This window comes from Pseudomonas sp. PDM14 (assembly GCF_014851905.1).
GTDB lineage: Bacteria > Pseudomonadota > Gammaproteobacteria > Pseudomonadales > Pseudomonadaceae > Aquipseudomonas.
This window is the reverse complement of the sequence record NZ_JACVAQ010000001.1, coordinates 1118468-1135783: the sequence shown is the minus strand read 5'-3', so window position 1 is coordinate 1135783 and position 17316 is coordinate 1118468. Positions and strand designations below refer to the sequence as shown.

The window sequence follows — 17316 nt, the reverse complement described above, 5'->3', positions numbered from 1 at the left end:
CGGCTTTGTACCCGACTTGCCCGCAGCGGTCGACTAGAAATGCTCGCTCGGGCTCATTCAGGTATCAAAAGCGTTCTGTAGCCAGTCCAGTTGCGGCGTTGTCGCCGTGCGTCCCGGGCTGAGCGCGACCACATCGAAACGGCAGGGGTACTTGGCCCAGCGACTTTCCTGCTGCAGGAATACTTGTGCAGCGAGGATCAGGCGGCCACGTTTGCGCGCATCGACGCTCTCCAGGGCGCCGCCCCAGCCGGCATGGCGGCGGTAGCGAACTTCGACGAATACCACTGTGTCGCCGTGGAGCATGACCAGGTCGAGCTCGCCGCCGCGGCACAGCCAGTTCTGCGCCAGTAGGCGCAGGCCGCTGCGTTCGAGATGGGCGCGGGCCAAGGCTTCGGCGGCGCGCCCGTCTTCCTGGCGTTTACTGATTGAGCGCATCCGGCAGGCGCTGCACTTGGCCGTTGCGGAACTCGGCCCACGGCAGCTGGCGCTCGATGCGCTGGGACTGGTTCAGGCTGAGGTTGCCGGACAGGCCTTCCACCTGGGTTTCCGGCAGGGCCTTGAGCTGATTCAAGCGTGGCGCCAAGCGGTAAGCGTCGACGCCCATGGCGTACAGGCGGCCCAGGCTGCCTGCGGCTTGTGGCCACTGGCCGTCGACCTGCTGGCGCAGTGCATCGTTGCTGTCCAGCAGCCATGGGGTTTCGCAGAAGCGAATGCCTTCGAGGTCCTGGTACTGGCTCGGGTTGTTGCCGCCGGTGTAGAGGTGCGAGGTGGCATAAACCGGCACGTCGCCGGCGTACTGGAAGGCCAGGGTCGGCTTGATCTGCTGGGCTTGCTGCGGGGTGGCTGCGAGGAAGATGAAGTCGACGTCCTGGCGGCGTGCGGGCAGGGCGGCGACAGTGCCGCCCAGCGTGCTCTGCAGGCGTTTGGCGCGTGCTTCGCTCTGGCGCAGTTGGAACAGGTCGGCGATCTGCTGGGCCAGTGCTACTGGCTGATCGACGTGCTCGGCGGCGATCAGGGTGCCGCCAGCGGTCTGCCAGCTCTGCTGGAAGGCGGCGAGAACGCGATTGCCCCACTCGCCGCTCGGTACCAGTGCCACGGCGCGGCGCATGCCGTCGGCCCAGGCGCGGCGTGCCACTTCGCGGGCTTCGTCTTCGGCGGCGAGGCCGAACTGGAACAGCTGCGCCGGTGCTTCACGTCCGGCATCGCTGTAGTTCAGGGCCAGGGTGGTGAGGGGTAGTTGCGGGCGCTCGCTGAGTTGTTTGACCAGCGGTTTTTCCAGTGGCCCGATCACCAGCTGCGCACCGTCGGCCTGGGCCTGGCGGTAGAAATCGTCCAGCGAAGACAGGCGCGAGCTGTCGTAGAGCAGCACCTCTGGTGGATTCTGTCCGGCCTGCTGGGCCTGGTAGTGCGCGGCCATGAAACCGTCACGCAGGGCGCGGGCGACCGAGGCGAGCTGGCCTTCCTGGGGCAGCAGCAGGGCAATCTTCTGCAACGGCTGGCCGGCGATGTCTTTCAGCTTGCTCAGCGCCTGCGGCAGCTGTTCGGCGGCTGGGTGTTGCGGAGTCTGCTTGCGCCACGCATCGATGGCGGCGAGCTGCTGCTCGGGTGTGCCGCTGGTCTTGGCGATGCGGGCGAGCTCCAGCCAGCCACCGAGGTCGCCGTCGGCGCTGCCCTGCTGCAGCTGATCCAGCGGCAGGCTGCTGACCAGGCTCCAGATCGCTTCGTGGTTGGCGGTGGCGGTTTCGCCGTCGAGCAGGGGGGCGATGAACACGCGCTCGCGAGCGGCGGCCAGTGTCTGGCCATCGGCCTCCAGGGCGGCGGCGCGAACCAGCTGGGTGCGGGCCTGCTGCTGCACCGGCAGCTCGCCTAGGCGATCCAGGCTGGGGTGGCTGAGCTGCTTCAGTGCGGCTTTCGGTTTGTTGCGTGCCAGCGCCAGCTCGGCGCCGAGGGTTACGGCGAATACCTGCTGGGCTGGTTTCAGGCTTTCCAGCTGGACCTCTTCGAGGATGCGCGTGGCGCGGCCCAGGTCCTTCTGCTTATATGCCAGGTCGGCGGCGGACAGGCGCAGCAGGGCGGCTTGTTCCGGTTGGCTGGTGGCGGCTTGCTGCAGTAACTGCTCGATGCTGGCCTGAGGGGTGCGTGGCAGTTCGCCCAGGTTGGACGACGGCGAGCTGCCGCAGGCGACAAGCAGGCCGGCGAGGCAGAGTGCGGAGAACGGACGCAGGCAGGCGATCATCTAAACGTTCCTGGTACTTGAGCAAATGAGTGCGCGATTGTACCCAAGCCTCGCCGGGCGTGCGATGTCGCTGCCGAGAAACGGGCTACAATGCGCGCTTTTCCGCCCAGTCCGAGGAAGGCTTGTGAGCATTTCCGCTGTTTCCGGCGTTGCTGTCGGCACCCTCTATGTCGTGGCCACGCCCATCGGCAATCTTGATGACATCACGGCGCGCGCCTTGCGCACCCTGCGAGAGGTCAAGCTGATTGCGGCGGAGGACACGCGTCATTCGCTGCGTCTGCTGCAACACTTCGGCATCGCCACGCCACTGGCGGCCTGCCATGAGCACAACGAGCGTGACGAGGGTGGGCGGTTTCTCACCCGCTTGCTGGCGGGGGATGACGTGGCGTTGATCTCCGATGCCGGCACGCCACTGATCTCCGATCCGGGTTTCCATCTGGTGCGTGCCGCGCGGGCTGCCGGTGTGCGAGTGGTACCGGTGCCGGGCGCCTGCGCCTTGATCGCCGCGCTGTCGGCCGCTGGGCTGCCGTCCGATCGCTTCAGCTTCGAGGGGTTTCTGCCGGCCAAGAGTGTCGGCAGGCGTTCGCGCCTGGATGCGGTCAGCGAAGACCCGCGCACGTTGATCTTCTATGAGGCGCCGCATCGCATCCTGGAGAGCATCGCCGACATGCGCGATGTCTTCGGTGCGGAGCGCATCGCAGTGCTCGGTCGCGAGCTGACCAAGACCTTCGAGACCCTCAAGGGTGCTGCGCTGGGTGAGCTGCATGACTGGGTCGCGGCTGACAGCAATCAGCAGCGCGGCGAGTGTGTGCTGCTGGTTTCCGGGTGGCAGGCGCCTGAAGTCGACGAGGCGGTGAGTGGTGAAGCGCTGCGCGTGCTTGATCTGCTGCTTGGTGAAATGCCACTCAAGCGCGCGGCGGCGCTGGCGGCGGAGATCACTGGCGTGCGCAAGAACCTGCTCTATCAGGTGGCGCTTGAGCGGCAAAAGGACGCTTGAGCTTGTTCTGTCCCGTCGGGGTGGTTAACCTTGGCGGCGGAGAGTCGATCGGACAGTCGCTGCCTTCATTCGTGAAGGGGGAGGAAAGTCCGGGCTCCATAGGGCGGAGTGCCAGGTAATGCCTGGGAGGCGTGAGCCTACGGAAAGTGCCACAGAAAATAACCGCCTAAGTGCGCAAGCACCGGTAAGGGTGAAAAGGTGCGGTAAGAGCGCACCGCACGACTGGCAACAGTTCGTGGCTAGGTAAACCCCACTCGGAGCAAGACCAAATAGGGTTCCATTGGCGTGGCCCGCGCTGGAACCGGGTAGGTTGCTAAAGGCGTACAGTGATGTACGTCGTAGAGGAATGACTGTCCTCGACAGAACCCGGCTTACAGATCGACTCTCCACCTCCTTCTCCTCGCTGTTTCGCTGTAAATCCCTCTCGTCGTAATACCGAAAAAATCTTTCTCTTAACAAATCACTTTAAGTTTGAAGTTCAGCCTTTTGAGCTTGCTCGGATTCGTCCTGAATTCGGCTTATTTTGCTTCGGCAAATATCCCTCTTAGTTCGCTAAATCTCCGTCCCATAAGGATTTTTCCCTCTTTATGCGCCTTGACGCTGGGGTGTGTGCATTTCTATAGTGTGCCGAAGTGGCACGAAGTGGCACAAAGTGGGTCATATGGGCACGGAAAGCTAATAACAGTGGGGAAGCGCAGCCTTGTTTCGCGGAGCTAACGCCATCAGTCTCGACGCCAAAGGGCGACTCGCGATGCCGAGCCGGTATCGTGACGAGCTCGTTTCGCGTTGCGCCGGCCAGCTCATCGTCACCATCGATGCCGTCGACCCCTGCCTCTGTGTCTATCCGCTGCCCGAGTGGGAGCTGATCGAAGCCAAATTGCGCGAACTACCTTCCCTGCGTGAAGAAACCCGTCGCCTGCAACGCTTGTTGATCGGCAACGCCGTGGATATCGAGCTGGACGGCAGTGGTCGCTTCCTCGTGCCGCCGCGTCTGCGCACGCACGCGGGCCTCGATAAGCACGCGATGCTGGTCGGCCAACTGAACAAATTCCAACTGTGGAACGAGGATGCCTGGAACGCGCTTGCTGATGCCGACCTGGCCGCCATCAAACAACCCGGCGCTCTGCCGGACGACCTGCGTGATCTGATCCTGTGAACATGACCAGTAGCTTCCGCCACATCACCGTGCTGCTCGACGAGGCTGTCGACGGGCTGGCTGTGCGTGCCGACGGCTGCTACCTCGATGGCACGTTCGGACGCGGAGGACACAGCCGGCTGATCCTCAAAAGGCTTGGTTCAGAGGGGCGCCTGCTGGGCTTCGACAAGGACCCACAGGCGATCGCGACAGGACAAGCACTGGCGGCCGAAGACGGCCGCTTCGTCGTTGTGCAGCGCAGCTTTGCCGAGCTGGGTGCCGAAGTCGCCACGCGCGGCCTGGCGGGCAAGATCGATGGCGTGCTGCTCGACCTCGGCGTGTCGTCGCCGCAGCTGGACGATGCCGAGCGCGGTTTCAGCTTTCTCAACGACGGTCCGCTGGACATGCGCATGAACCCCGATGCCGGCGTCAGCGCCGCCGAGTTCATCGCCACCGGCAGCGCCGACGAAATCGCCCGGGTGTTCAAGGAGTATGGCGAAGAGCGTTTCGCCAAGCGCATGGCGCGTGCCGTGGTCGAGCGCCGCGCGGTCAAGCCGTTTGAGCGTACTGCCGACTTGGCGGCCGTGCTGACCGAGGCCAACCCTGCCTGGGAAAAGGGCAAGAGTCCGGCGACCCGCGCCTTCCAGGGATTGCGCATCTATATCAATAACGAGCTGGGCGATCTCGAGCAGGGTCTCGATGCGGCGCTGGAAAGCCTGGTCGTGGGTGGCCGTCTGGTGGTGATCAGCTTCCATTCGCTGGAAGACCGCATCGTCAAGCAGTTCATGAAACGCCACGCCAAGGGCGAGGCCGACAAGCTGCCGCGTGACCTGCCGATCATCCCCAAGGCATTCGAGCCACGTCTCAAGCTGCTGGGCAAGCCGCAGTTCGCCTCCGAGGCTGAGCTGAAGGCCAACCCGCGCTCGCGCAGCGCGGTCATGCGTGTGGCGGAGAAGCTGCGATGAGTCGCGCCTTCGCCAAGCCGATGCCGCCGGGCAGCCTGCTGTTGCTGGTGCTGTTCGTTGGCGTCCTGCTGTCGGCGATCGGCGTGTCGTACAGCGCGCACTGGAACCGTCAGTTGCTCAACTCGCTGTACACCGAACTCAGCGTGCGCGACAAGGCACAGGCCGAGTGGGGTCGCCTGGTGCTGGAGCAGAGCACCTGGACCGCGCACAACCGCATCGAGACGCTGGCCACCGAGCAGCTGAAGATGCGCATCCCCGAGCCGTCCGAAGTCACGATGGTGGCGCCATGACCGGTCTCGAAGGCGCTCTCTATCCCTGGCGTTTCCGCTTGGTGTTGGCGTTGCTGGCACTGATGGTCGGCGCGATCTCCTGGCGCATCATCGACCTGCACGTGATCGATCACGATTTCCTCCAGGCTCACGGCGATGCACGCAGCGTGCGGCACATTCCTATTCCGGCGCACCGTGGCCTGATCACCGATCGCAATGGCGAGCCCCTGGCCGTCAGCACCCCGGTGACCACCCTGTGGGCCAACGGCAAGGAGCTGAACAAGGCGCGCGAGCAGTGGGGTGCCCTGGCGGCGGCCCTGGGGCAGGAGCCGAAAGCCTTTGCCCAGCGCCTGGAGCAGAACAGTGGTCGCGAGTTCATGTACTTGGTGCGCGGCCTGACGCCGGAGCAGGGGCAGGTCATTCTCGACCTCAAAGTGCCGGGCGTGTATGGCCTGGAAGAGTTCCGCCGTTTCTACCCGGCCGGCGAAGTGGCGGCGCACGTGATCGGCTTCACCGATGTCGACGACCGTGGTCGTGAAGGCATGGAGCTGGCCTTCGACGAGTGGCTGGCTGGTGTGCCGGGTAAGCGTCAGGTGCTCAAGGACCGCCGCGGTCGCCTGATCAAGGACGTGCAGGTCACCCAGAACGCCAAGGCCGGCAAGACCCTGGCCCTGTCCATCGACCTGCGTTTGCAGTACCTGGCTCACCGCGAGCTGCGCAACGCGCTGGTGGAGAACGGTGCCAAAGCCGGCAGCCTGGTGATGATGGACGTGAAGACCGGCGAGATCCTCGCCATGGCCAACCAGCCGACCTACAACCCGAACAACCGCCGCAACCTGCAGCCGGCCGCGATGCGCAACCGCGCCATGATCGACGTGTTCGAACCGGGCTCGACGGTCAAGCCGCTGTCGATGAGCGCCGCACTGCAGAGCGGGCGCTGGAAGCCGAGCGACATCGTCGAAGTGTGGCCGGGCTCGCTGCAGATCGGCCGCTACACCATCAAGGACGTGTCCAAGACCCAGGGCCGCGAGCTGGACCTGACCGGCATCCTGATCAACTCCAGTAACGTCGGCATGAGCAAGGTCGCCTTCGATATCGGCGGTGAGAGCATCTTCACCCTGATGCAGCAGGTCGGCCTTGGCCAGGACACCGGCCTGGGCTTCCCAGGCGAGCGCGTCGGCAACCTGCCACACCATCGCAAGTGGCCGAAGGCGGAAACCGCCACCCTGTCCTACGGATACGGCCTGTCGGTGACTGCGGTGCAGCTGGTGCATGCCTATGCGGTGCTGGCCAACAACGGGCGCAGCGTGCCGCTGACCATGACCCGTGCCGACCGTGTTCCCGATGGCGTGCAGGTGATGTCGGAAGATGTCGCCAAGACTATGCAGGGCATGCTGCAGCAGGTGATCGAGGCGCCGCGCGGTGTGTTCCGCGCCCAGGTGCCGGGTTACCACGTGTCCGGCAAGAGCGGCACTGCGCGCAAAGCCAGTGTCGGCACCAAGGGCTACACCGCCAACGCCTACCGCTCGATGTTCGCTGGCTTCGCGCCGAGCTCGAACCCGCGCATCGCCATGGTCGTGGTGATCGATGAGCCGAGCAAGTCCGGCTACTTTGGTGGCCTGGTTTCCGCTCCCGTTTTCAGCAAGGTCATGGCCGGTTCGCTGCGCCTGATGAACATCACCCCGGACAACCTGCCGCCACCGGTCGCGCCGCAAGACGCGCAAGCCGTGGCCGCCGTCGCTGGCAAGGGAGCGCAACACTGATGCCCATGCCTCTCAACCAACTGTTGCCGCAGGCCCAGTCCGCCACGCTGATCCGTGAGCTGACCCTGGACAGCCGCAAGGTGCGCCCGGGCGATCTGTTCCTCGCCGTGCCCGGCACCGCGCAGGATGGCCGCGCGCACATCGCCGACGCCATCGCCCGCGGTGCGACGGCTGTGGCCTACGAGCGCACAGGCGCCGACGTGCCGGACGGCAACGGCGCCGAGCTGGTGGCGATCAAGGGCCTGGTGGCTCAGCTTTCCGCCATCGCCGGACGTTTCTATGGCGAGCCGAGCCGCGCCCTGCGCCTGATCGGCGTCACCGGCACCAATGGCAAGACCAGCGTCAGCCAGTTGCTGGCCCAGGCGTTGGACAAACTGGGCGAACGCTGTGGCATCGTCGGCACCCTCGGCACCGGTTTCTACGAGTCGCTGCAGAGCGGTCGTCACACCACGCCCGACCCGGTGGCGGTGCAGGCTACCCTGGCCGACCTGAAGAAGGCCGGCGCCCGTGCCCTGGCCATGGAAGTGTCATCCCACGGCCTGGATCAGGGCCGCGTCGCCGCCCTCGATTTCGATGTCGCAGTGTTCACCAACCTGTCGCGCGACCACCTCGACTACCACGGCACGATGGAAGCCTACGGCGCCGCCAAGGCACGCCTGTTCGCCTGGCCGGACCTGCGCTGCCGCGTGATCAACCTGGACGACGCCTTCGGTCGTCAGCTGGCGGCGCAGCCGCATGACTCGCGCCTGATCAGCTATAGCCTGGAAGACAGCAGCGCCTACCTGTACTGCCGCGAAACCGCGTTCGACGACCATGGCGTGCGCGCCCACCTGGTCACCCCGCAAGGCGAGGGCAACCTGCACAGCTCGCTGCTGGGGCGCTTCAACCTGAGCAACCTGCTGGCCGTGGTCGGTGCGCTGCTTGGCCTGAACTACGCGCTCGACGAAATTCTCCGCGTGTTGCCCGAGCTGCAAGGCCCGGTCGGCCGCATGCAGCGCTTCGGCGGCGGCAAGCTGCCGCTGGTGGTGGTCGATTACGCCCACACCCCGGACGCCCTGGAACAGGTACTCAAGGCCCTGCGTCCGCACGTGGCCGGTCGCCTGCTGTGCCTGTTCGGCTGCGGTGGCGATCGCGACAGCGGCAAGCGCCCGCTGATGGCCGAGGTGGCCGAGCGCCTGGCCGACGCGGTGCTGGTTACCGATGACAACCCGCGTACTGAAGACCCGCAGCGCATCGTCGCTGACATCCGTGCCGGTTTCACCAAGCCGGAGCAGGTCGAGTTCGTCCACGGGCGTGGCCAGGCCATCGCCAAGGCCATCGGCGAAGCCAGTGCAGCCGACGTGATCCTGCTGGCTGGCAAGGGCCATGAGGATTACCAGGAGATCGACGGCGTGCGCCATGCCTTCTCCGACCTTGATGAAACCGCCAGGGCCCTGCAGGCCTGGGAGGTGGCGCATGCTTAAGCCGCTGCTGCTGAGCGAAGTCGCCGCACCGCTGGCCGCGCGCGTGCTGGGTGCCGACGTGGCGTTCTCGGCCGTGTCCACCGACAGCCGCAAGATCGAGGCTGGCCAGCTGTTCATCGCCCTGGTCGGGCCGAATTTCGACGGCCACGATTACCTCGCCGATGTCGCCGCCAAGGGCGCCGTCGCCGCGCTGGTGCAGCGGGAAGTCGCCGATGCGCCGTTGCCGCAGTTGCTGGTGCAGGACACCCGTATCGCCCTCGGTCAGCTCGGTGCGCTCAATCGCCAGGCATTCAACAAACCACTGGCCGCCGTTACCGGTTCCAGCGGCAAGACCACGGTCAAGGAAATGCTCGCGAGCATCCTGCGCGCCGGCCTCGACGGTGCGGTGCTGGCCACCCGTGGCAACCTCAACAATGACCTCGGTGCGCCATTGACCCTGCTGGAGCTGGCGCCCGAGCATGTCGGCGCGGTGATCGAGCTGGGCGCCAACCATGTCGGTGAGATCGCCTACACCGTCGGCCTGACCCGGCCGCAGGTGGCGATCATTACCAACGCCGGTGTTGCCCATGTCGGCGAGTTCGGCGGGCCGGACAAGATCATCGAAGCCAAGGGCGAGATTCTCGAAGGCCTGGCGGCCGATGGTGTCGCCGTGCTCAACCGTGACGACAAGGCGTTCGCCACCTGGCAGGCGCGTGCCGCCGGGCGCCCGGTGCTGAGCTTCGCCCTGAGCGACAGCGCGGCCGACTTCCACGCCAGCGAGCTGGGCCGCGATGCCCGTGGCTGCATGTGCTTCACCCTGCAGGGCCAGGCTGGCAGTGCGCAGATCCAGCTCAACCTGCTCGGCGCGCACAACGTCGCCAACGCCGTGGCTGCCGCCGCCGCCGCGCATGCCTTGGGCGTGCCGCTGGTCGGGATCAAGGCCGGCCTGGAAAACGTACAACCGGTCAAAGGCCGCGCCGTAGCCCAGCTGGCGACGAATGGTGCACGGCTGATCGACGACACCTACAACGCCAACCCAATCTCGGTGTGCGCCGCCATTGATATACTCGCCGCCTTCTCCGGCCGCACCGTCCTGGTGCTGGGAGACATCGGCGAGCTGGGTGAATGGGCCGAGCAGGGCCATCGCGATGTCGGCGCCTACGCCGCCGGCAAGGTCGACGCGCTCTACGCCGTGGGGCCGCTGATGGCCCATGCCGTCGCCGCCTTTGGCCCGCAGGGACAGCACTTCGCCGATCAGGCCAGCCTGATCGCGGCCGTACGCCGCGAAGCGGGCGACACCAGCATTCTAATTAAAGGTTCGCGCAGCGCGGCGATGGAACATGTCGTCGCGGCACTCTGTGCATCGGGGGAGGTTCACTAAATGCTGCTGCTGCTGGCGGAATACCTGCAACAGTTCTACACCGGCTTCGGTGTATTCCAGTACCTGACACTGCGCGGGATTCTCGGCGTGCTGACGGCGCTGGCCCTGTCGCTGTGGCTGGGTCCGTGGATGATCCGCACCCTGCAGATCCGCCAGATTGGCCAGTCCGTGCGCAACGATGGCCCGCAATCGCACCTGTCGAAGAAGGGTACGCCGACCATGGGTGGCGCGCTGATCCTCTCCGCCATCACCGTCAGCACCCTGCTCTGGGCCGACCTGTCCAACCGCTACGTGTGGGTGGTACTGGCCGTGACCCTGCTGTTCGGCGCCATCGGCTGGGTCGACGACTACCGCAAGGTGATCGAGAAGAACTCGCGTGGCCTGCCGAGCCGCTGGAAATACTTCTGGCAGTCGGTGTTCGGCCTTGCCGCCGCCGTCTTCCTTTATATGACTGCGCAGAGCCCGGTGGAAACCACCCTGATCCTGCCGGTACTCAAGGATGTCGCCATTCCCCTGGGCGCCGGCTTCATCGTGCTGACCTACTTCGTCATCGTCGGCACCAGCAACGCGGTCAACCTGACCGACGGCCTCGATGGCCTGGCGATCCTGCCGACCGTGCTGGTGGCGGGCGCGCTGGCGATCTTCTGCTACCTGTCGGGCAACATCAAATTCGCCGACTACCTGCTGATTCCCTATGTGCCGGGCGCCGGTGAGTTGATCGTGTTCTGCGCCGCGTTGGTCGGTGCCGGCCTCGGCTTCCTCTGGTTCAACACCTACCCGGCGCAGGTCTTCATGGGTGACGTCGGTGCGCTGGCCCTGGGCGCCGCGCTGGGCACCATCGCCGTGATCGTCCGCCAGGAAATCGTGCTGTTCATCATGGGTGGCGTGTTCGTCATGGAAACCCTGTCGGTGATCATCCAGGTCGCCAGCTTCAAGCTGACCGGCAAGCGCGTGTTCCGCATGGCGCCGATCCACCACCACTTCGAACTGAAAGGCTGGCCCGAGCCGCGTGTGATCGTGCGCTTCTGGATCATCACGGTGATCCTCGTGCTGGTCGGTCTTGCCACCCTGAAACTGAGGTAATAGAGAGTGTCGCTGATCGCTTCCGACCAGTTCCGCATCGTTGTCGGCCTCGGCAAGAGCGGCATGTCCCTGGTGCGCTTCCTCGCGCAGCAGGGCGTGCGCTTTGCCGTGGCCGATACGCGCGCGAACCCGCCGGAGCTGGCGACCCTGCAGCGCGACTACCCGCAGGTGGACGTGCGTTGCGGCGAGCTGGATGTCGAGTTCCTCTGCCGCGCCAGCGAGCTGTACGTCAGCCCCGGCCTGGCGCTGGCCACTCCGGCGCTGCGTGCCGCGGCGGCGCGTGGGGTGAAGATGTCCGGTGACATCGACCTGTTCGTCCAGCACGCCAAGGCGCCGATCGTGGCGATCACCGGCTCCAACGCCAAGAGCACCGTGACCACCCTGGTTGGCGACATGGCGCGGGCGGCCGGCAAGAAGGTCGCTGTCGGCGGCAACCTCGGAACGCCGGCGCTGGATCTGCTGGCCGACGACGTCGAGCTGTACGTGATCGAGCTGTCGAGCTTCCAGCTGGAAACCACCGAACGCGTGGATGCGGCCGTGGCCACCTGCCTCAACGTCAGCGAAGACCACATGGACCGCTACGACGGCATGCAGCACTACCACCTGGCCAAGCACCGCGTGTTCCGCGGCGCCCGTCAGGTCGTGGTGAATCGTCAGGACGCGCTATCGCGCCCACTGATCGCCGACCAGGTGCCGTGCTGGACCTTCGGCCTGAACAAGCCGGACTTCAAGGGCTTCGGCCTGCTGGAGGAGGGGGGCGAGAAGCACCTGGCCTTCCAGTTTGACACCCTGCTGCCGACCTCTGCTCTCAAGGTGCGCGGTGCGCACAACCAGAGTAACGCCCTGGCGGCCCTGGCCCTCGGTCATGCGGTCGGCCTGCCGTTCGCGCCGATGCTCGAGGCGCTGACCGCCTTCACCGGCCTGGCTCACCGTTGCCAGTGGGTGCGTGAGCTGCGCGGCGTGAACTACTACGACGACTCCAAGGCCACCAACGTCGGCGCGGCCCTGGCGGCCATCGAAGGCCTGGGTGCGGATATCGGCGGCAAGCTGGTGCTGATCGCCGGTGGCGACGGCAAGGGTGCCGACTTCTCGGCCCTGCGTGCACCGGTCGGCAAGTTCTGCCGCGCCGTGGTGTTGATCGGGCGTGATGCCGAGCTGCTCGGCGCCGCTCTGGGCGACGTGCCGCAGTTCCGCGTGCAGACCCTCGAGGAAGCCGTGCAGCGTAGTGCCGAGCTTGCCCAGGCCGGCGATGCCGTGCTGCTGTCGCCGGCCTGCGCCAGCCTGGACATGTTCAAGAATTTCGAAGAACGCGGGCGCCTGTTCGCCCAGGCAGTGGAGGGCTTGAACTGATGCTTGCGCAGCTGCTCGCCGCCCCATCGCCCCTGCGGACCCGTCGCGGTATCGACCTGGACTTCCCGCTGCTCGCCGGCTGCCTGGCGCTGCTCGGCCTGGGCCTGGTGATGATCACCTCGGCGTCCTCGGAAGTGGCCGCGGCCCTGTCCGGCAACCCGCTGTACCACATGATTCGCCACCTGATTTACCTCGCCATCGGCCTGGGTGCCGGTGTGTTGACCATGCTGATCCCGATGTCGCTGTGGCAGCGCTTCGGCGGCACCCTGTTGTTGCTGGCCTTCGTCCTGCTGATTCTGGTACTGCTGCCGGGTATCGGCCGCGAGGTCAACGGGGCCAAGCGCTGGATCGGTTTCGGCATGTTCAACGTGCAACCGTCCGAACTGGCCAAGCTGTTCACCGTGATGTTCATCGCTGGCTACCTGGTGCGCCGTCAGGCCGAGGTGCGCGAGAAGCTCACTGGTTTCCTCAAGCCGCTGCTGGTCCTCGGGCCGATCGCCATGCTGCTGCTGGCCGAGCCGGACTTCGGTGCCACCGTGGTGCTGGTCGGTGCCTCGATCGCCATGCTGTTCCTCGGCGGCGTCAACCTGTGGCGCTTCATCCCGCTGGCCGGTGTGGTCCTCGCCGCTGGCGTGCTGGTGATGACCAGTCAGGCGTATCGCCTGGAGCGTCTGACCAACTTCGTCGACCCCTGGGCCGACCAGTACGGTGCCGGTTACCAGCTGAGCCAGGCGCTGATCGCCTTCGGGCGTGGCGAGTGGTTTGGCGTCGGCCTGGGCAACAGCATCCAGAAGCAGTTCTATCTGCCCGAGGCGCACACCGACTTCGTCTTCGCCGTGCTCGCCGAAGAGCTGGGCATGGTCGGCGCACTGGTCACCCTCGGCCTGTTCGTCTTCGTCAGCGTGCGCGCGCTGTACATCGGCCTGTGGGCCGAGAAGGCCAAGCAGTTCTTCGCCGCCTATGTGGCCTATGGCCTGGCCTTCCTGTGGATCGGCCAGGTGCTGATCAACATCGGCGTGAACGTCGGCCTGCTGCCGACCAAGGGCCTGACCCTGCCGTTCCTCAGTTACGGCGGCAGCTCGCTGGTGATCTGCTGCGTGAGCCTGGCCCTGCTGCTGCGCATCGAGTGGGAGCGTCGCACCCAGCTGGGTAGCGCCGACGTCGAGTTCAGCGAAGCGGACTTCATCGAAGAGCCTCGGGGCAGCGCGGAGGGCATCGGTCATGCGCGGTAATGTCCTGATCATGGCCGGCGGCACCGGCGGCCACGTGTTCCCCGCTCTGGCCTGCGCGCGTGAGTTCAAGGCGCGTGGCTTCGCCGTGCACTGGCTGGGCACGCCGCGTGGCATCGAGAACGAACTGGTGCCGGCGGCCGACCTGCCGCTGCACCTGATCAACGTCAGCGGCCTGCGCGGCAAGGGCAAGCTGTCCCTGCTCAAGGCGCCGTTCCAGCTGCTGCGCGCACTGTTCCAGGCGCGCCGGGTGATCCGCCAGCTGCAGCCGGTGTGTGTGCTGGGCATGGGCGGCTACGTCACCGGCCCGGGCGGCCTGGCGGCCAAGCTGGCCGGTGTACCGCTGATCATCCATGAGCAGAACGCCGTGGCCGGCACCGCCAACCGCAGCCTGGTGCCGTTCGCCAGCCGCGTCTGCGAGGCCTTCCCGAATACCTTCGGCAACAGCAGCAAGCGCCGCACCACCGGCAACCCGGTACGCGAGGAGCTGTTCCTGGAAACCCCGCGCCTCCCTCTGGAGAAGCGCAAGCCGAAACTGCTGGTGCTGGGCGGCAGCCTGGGCGCCGAGCCCTTGAACAAACTGCTGCCCGCCGCGCTGGCGAAAGTGCCGGCCGAGCTGCGCCCACAGGTGTTCCATCAGGCCGGCAAGCTGCATCAGGCGGTGACCGCGGAGCGTTATCGCGAAGCCGCGGTCGAAGCCGAGGTCGCGCCGTTCATCAAGGACATGGCCCATGCCTACGCCTGGGCCGACCTGGTGGTCTGCCGCGCCGGTGCGTTGACCATCAGCGAGCTGGCCGCCGCCGGTCTGCCGTCCTTCCTGGTGCCGTTGCCGCACGCGATCGACGACCACCAGAGCCGCAATGCCGATTATCTGGCCAAGGAGGGCGCCGCCGTCCTTTTGCCGCAACATACGACTGACGCGGACGCGCTTGCCGCTCAGCTGACCGAGGTACTGATGCACCCTGACCGACTGATTGCCATGGGCCGCACCGCGCGCAGCCTGGCCAAGCCCGATGCTACGCGCACGGTGGTGGAAATCTGCCTGGAGGTGGCCAATGGCTAAGTCGCCTGCTGCCGTGAAGGCCGAAGTGCGCCGCATGCGCCGCATCCGCCGTATCCATTTCGTCGGTATCGGTGGTGCTGGCATGTGCGGCATCGCCGAGGTGCTGCTCAACCTGGGTTATGAAGTCTCCGGTTCGGACCTGAAGACCTCGGCCGTGACCGAGCGCCTGGTCAGCTTCGGTGCGCAGGTGTTCATCGGTCACCGTGCCGAGAACGCCGAGCAGGCCGATGTGCTGGTGGTCTCCAGTGCCGTCAACACCTCCAACCCGGAAGTCGCCACCGCGCTGGAGCGCCGCATCCCGGTGGTGCCGCGCGCCGAGATGCTGGCCGAGCTGATGCGCTACCGTCACGGCATCGCCGTGGCCGGCACGCACGGCAAGACCACCACCACCAGCCTGCTGGCGTCGGTGTTCGCCGCCGGCGGCCTGGACCCGACCTTCGTCATCGGTGGACGTCTGAACGCCGCGGGTACCAATGCCCAGCTCGGCAGCAGTCGCTACCTGATCGCCGAGGCGGACGAGAGCGACGCCAGCTTCCTGCATCTGCAGCCGATGGTCTCGGTGGTCACCAACATCGACGCCGACCACATGAGCACCTATGGCGGCGACTTCAACGTCCTGAAGAAGACCTTCATCGAGTTCCTGCACAACCTGCCGTTCTACGGCCTGGCCGTGCTCTGCGTGGATGACCCGGTGGTACGCGAGCTGCTGCCGCAGGTCGGCCGTCCGACCGTGACCTACGGTTTCGCCGAAAACGCCGACGTACGGGCGATCAACGTGCGCCAGCAAGGCATGCAGACCCACTTCACCGTGCTGCGCCGTGACCGCGAACCGCTGGATGTGTCGGTGAACATGCCGGGCAACCACAACGTGCTCAACTCCCTGGCGACCATCGCCATCGCCACCGACGAAGGCATCGACGATGCCGCCATCGTCCAGGGCCTGTCGGGCTTCCAGGGCGTCGGTCGGCGCTTCCAGGTGTACGGCGAACTGCCGGTCGACGGCGGCAGCGTGATGCTGGTCGACGACTACGGCCACCACCCGCGCGAAGTCGCGGCGGTGATCAAGGCTGTGCGCGGGGGCTGGGCCGAGCGGCGCCTGGTGATTCTCTATCAACCGCATCGCTACAGCCGTACCCGCGACCTGTACGACGACTTCGTCCAGGTGCTCGGCGATGCCAACGTGCTGCTGCTGATGGAAGTCTATCCGGCCGGCGAAGAGCCGATCCCCGGTGCCGACAGCCGCCAGCTGTGCCACAGCATCCGCCAGCGCGGTCAGCTCGACCCGATCTACGTCGAGCGTGGCGCTGACCTGGCCCCGATCATCAAACCGCTGCTGCGCGCCGGCGACATCCTGCTGTGCCAGGGTGCCGGCGATATCGGCGGCGTGGCCCCGCAACTGATCAAGCACCCGTTGTTCCAAGGCGCCGTGCGCCAGGATGACCCGCTCCAAGGTGAGTCGAAATGAGCCTGCATTCCACCCTCGATCCCAAGGCCTTCGGTCGCGTCGCCGTGCTGTTCGGTGGCAAGAGCGCCGAGCGTGCGGTCTCGCTGAAATCCGGTGCGGCGGTGCTCGAAGCACTGCAGGCGGCCGGTGTGGACGCCTTCGGCATCGATGTCGGCGACGATCTGCTGCAGCGCCTGACCCGCGAGAAGATCGACCGCGCGTTCATCGTCCTGCATGGTCGTGGCGGCGAAGACGGCTCCATGCAGGGCCTGCTCGAATGCGCCGGCATCCCCTACACCGGCAGCGGCATCCTCGCCTCGGCCCTGGCCATGGACAAGCTGCGCACCAAGCGCGTGTGGCTGAGCCTGGGGCTGCCGACGCCGGCCCACGCCGCCCTGGCCAGCGAAGAGGACTGCCGCACGGCGGCTGCCGAGCTGGGCTTCCCGCTGTTCGTCAAGCCGGCCCATGAGGGGTCGAGCATTGGCATGGCCAAGGTCAGCGATGTCGATGCACTGATTGCGGCCTGGAAAGATGCCAGTCGCTACGACTCGCAGGTGCTGGTCGAGCAGATGATCGCCGGGCCTGAGTTCACCATCGCCATGCTACGTGGTCAGGTGCTGCCACCGATTGCCCTTGGCACGCCACACAGCTTCTACGACTACGATGCCAAGTACCTGGCCAATGACACCCAGTACCGCATCCCTTGCGGCCTCTCGGCCGAGAAGGAAGCGGAGCTGAAGGACCTCACCGCGCGTGCCTGCGAAGCCGTCGGCACCCAGGGCTGGGCCCGTGCCGACGTGATGCAGGATGCCGACGGCAAGTTCTGGCTGCTCGAAGTGAACACTGTACCGGGCATGACCGATCACAGCCTGGTGCCGATGGCGGCGCGTGCCGCCGGCCTGGATTTCCAACAGCTGGTTCTGGCGATTCTCGCCGACAGCGTCGAGGCGAGGGGTTAA

At 66.1% G+C, this 17316-nt stretch carries 15 protein-coding genes and 1 other RNA gene; 14 read left to right on the top strand and 2 right to left on the bottom strand.

All coding sequences use genetic code 11. The features are described 5' to 3' along the window. Positions 1-57: 57 nt before the first annotated feature. A complete protein-coding gene (locus IB229_RS05385) occupies positions 58-435 on the bottom strand; it encodes a YraN family protein (RefSeq protein WP_225578914.1) in 378 nt (125 codons plus the stop codon). After that, entirely contained in the window at positions 419-2236 is a 1818-nt protein-coding gene (locus tag IB229_RS05380; protein WP_192325700.1) for a penicillin-binding protein activator, read from the bottom strand. The genes IB229_RS05385 and IB229_RS05380 overlap by 17 nt, the downstream gene beginning before the upstream one ends. Before the next feature lie 130 nt (positions 2237-2366). Here IB229_RS05380 and rsmI point away from each other — a divergent pair, with 130 nt between their 5' ends. The 14 genes from rsmI (at position 2367) to IB229_RS05310 (ending at position 17316) form a co-directional block, all read left to right on the top strand. Beyond that, a complete protein-coding gene (rsmI, locus tag IB229_RS05375) occupies positions 2367-3233 on the top strand; it encodes a 16S rRNA (cytidine(1402)-2'-O)-methyltransferase (protein ID WP_412547785.1) in 867 nt (288 codons plus the stop codon). 40 nt (positions 3234-3273) lie between these two features. Further along, positions 3274-3623, top strand: an RNA gene (gene rnpB, locus IB229_RS05370) — RNase P RNA component class A. A 310-nt stretch (positions 3624-3933) separates the two neighbouring features. Continuing rightward, entirely contained in the window at positions 3934-4389 is a 456-nt protein-coding gene (mraZ, locus tag IB229_RS05365; RefSeq protein WP_192325698.1) for a division/cell wall cluster transcriptional repressor MraZ, read from the top strand. Positions 4390-4391: 2 nt separating this feature from the next. Continuing rightward, entirely contained in the window at positions 4392-5333 is a 942-nt protein-coding gene (gene rsmH, locus IB229_RS05360; RefSeq protein ID WP_192325696.1) for a 16S rRNA (cytosine(1402)-N(4))-methyltransferase RsmH, read from the top strand. Then, the gene (gene ftsL, locus IB229_RS05355; protein WP_192325694.1) at positions 5330-5623 is read left to right on the top strand and encodes a cell division protein FtsL; all 294 of its coding nucleotides are present in this window, start codon (positions 5330-5332) and stop codon (positions 5621-5623) included. The genes rsmH and ftsL overlap by 4 nt, the downstream gene beginning before the upstream one ends. Continuing rightward, positions 5620-7365 carry a peptidoglycan D,D-transpeptidase FtsI family protein gene (locus IB229_RS05350; protein ID WP_192325692.1) on the top strand — a complete coding sequence of 582 codons (1746 nt, stop codon included), beginning with the start codon at positions 5620-5622 and terminating at the stop codon, positions 7363-7365. The genes ftsL and IB229_RS05350 overlap by 4 nt, the downstream gene beginning before the upstream one ends. Beyond that, a complete protein-coding gene (murE, locus tag IB229_RS05345; protein ID WP_192325690.1) occupies positions 7365-8828 on the top strand; it encodes a UDP-N-acetylmuramoyl-L-alanyl-D-glutamate--2,6-diaminopimelate ligase in 1464 nt (487 codons plus the stop codon). Before IB229_RS05350 ends, murE begins: the two co-directional genes overlap by 1 nt. After that, positions 8821-10188, top strand: coding sequence for a UDP-N-acetylmuramoyl-tripeptide--D-alanyl-D-alanine ligase (locus IB229_RS05340; protein ID WP_192325688.1), 1368 nt, complete (start codon positions 8821-8823; stop codon positions 10186-10188). Before murE ends, IB229_RS05340 begins: the two co-directional genes overlap by 8 nt. Further along, positions 10189-11271 carry a phospho-N-acetylmuramoyl-pentapeptide-transferase gene (gene mraY / locus IB229_RS05335; RefSeq protein WP_192325686.1) on the top strand — a complete coding sequence of 361 codons (1083 nt, stop codon included), beginning with the start codon at positions 10189-10191 and terminating at the stop codon, positions 11269-11271. Positions 11272-11277: 6 nt separating this feature from the next. Then, a complete protein-coding gene (murD, locus tag IB229_RS05330) occupies positions 11278-12621 on the top strand; it encodes a UDP-N-acetylmuramoyl-L-alanine--D-glutamate ligase (protein ID WP_192325684.1) in 1344 nt (447 codons plus the stop codon). Next, the gene (ftsW, locus tag IB229_RS05325; protein ID WP_192325682.1) at positions 12621-13853 is read left to right on the top strand and encodes a putative lipid II flippase FtsW; all 1233 of its coding nucleotides are present in this window, start codon (positions 12621-12623) and stop codon (positions 13851-13853) included. The genes murD and ftsW overlap by 1 nt, the downstream gene beginning before the upstream one ends. Further along, complete coding sequence (murG, locus tag IB229_RS05320) at positions 13843-14913, top strand: undecaprenyldiphospho-muramoylpentapeptide beta-N-acetylglucosaminyltransferase (protein ID WP_192325680.1); 1071 nt, start codon at positions 13843-13845, stop codon at positions 14911-14913. The genes ftsW and murG overlap by 11 nt, the downstream gene beginning before the upstream one ends. Then, positions 14906-16378 (top strand): UDP-N-acetylmuramate--L-alanine ligase, encoded by a 1473-nt coding sequence (gene murC, locus IB229_RS05315; protein ID WP_192325678.1) that lies wholly within the window; start codon positions 14906-14908, stop codon positions 16376-16378. The genes murG and murC overlap by 8 nt, the downstream gene beginning before the upstream one ends. After that, positions 16375-17316 (top strand): D-alanine--D-alanine ligase, encoded by a 942-nt coding sequence (locus IB229_RS05310; protein ID WP_192325676.1) that lies wholly within the window; start codon positions 16375-16377, stop codon positions 17314-17316. The genes murC and IB229_RS05310 overlap by 4 nt, the downstream gene beginning before the upstream one ends.

Excerpts from the sequence above, each read along its gene's own strand:
- IB229_RS05385 (WP_225578914.1), bottom strand. The coding sequence starts at position 435 with ATGCGCTCAATCAGTAAACGCCAGGAAGACGGGCGCGCCGCCGAAGCC.
- IB229_RS05380 (WP_192325700.1), bottom strand. The coding sequence starts at position 2,236 with ATGATCGCCTGCCTGCGTCCGTTCTCCGCACTCTGCCTCGCCGGCCTG.
- rsmH (WP_192325696.1), top strand. The coding sequence starts at position 4,392 with ATGACCAGTAGCTTCCGCCACATCACCGTGCTGCTCGACGAGGCTGTC.
- ftsL (WP_192325694.1), top strand. The coding sequence starts at position 5,330 with ATGAGTCGCGCCTTCGCCAAGCCGATGCCGCCGGGCAGCCTGCTGTTG.
- IB229_RS05350 (WP_192325692.1), top strand. The coding sequence starts at position 5,620 with ATGACCGGTCTCGAAGGCGCTCTCTATCCCTGGCGTTTCCGCTTGGTG.
- murE (WP_192325690.1), top strand. The coding sequence starts at position 7,365 with ATGCCCATGCCTCTCAACCAACTGTTGCCGCAGGCCCAGTCCGCCACG.
- IB229_RS05340 (WP_192325688.1), top strand. The coding sequence starts at position 8,821 with ATGCTTAAGCCGCTGCTGCTGAGCGAAGTCGCCGCACCGCTGGCCGCG.
- mraY (WP_192325686.1), top strand. The coding sequence starts at position 10,189 with ATGCTGCTGCTGCTGGCGGAATACCTGCAACAGTTCTACACCGGCTTC.
- ftsW (WP_192325682.1), top strand. The coding sequence starts at position 12,621 with ATGCTTGCGCAGCTGCTCGCCGCCCCATCGCCCCTGCGGACCCGTCGC.
- murG (WP_192325680.1), top strand. The coding sequence starts at position 13,843 with ATGCGCGGTAATGTCCTGATCATGGCCGGCGGCACCGGCGGCCACGTG.
- murC (WP_192325678.1), top strand. The coding sequence starts at position 14,906 with ATGGCTAAGTCGCCTGCTGCCGTGAAGGCCGAAGTGCGCCGCATGCGC.
- IB229_RS05310 (WP_192325676.1), top strand. The coding sequence starts at position 16,375 with ATGAGCCTGCATTCCACCCTCGATCCCAAGGCCTTCGGTCGCGTCGCC.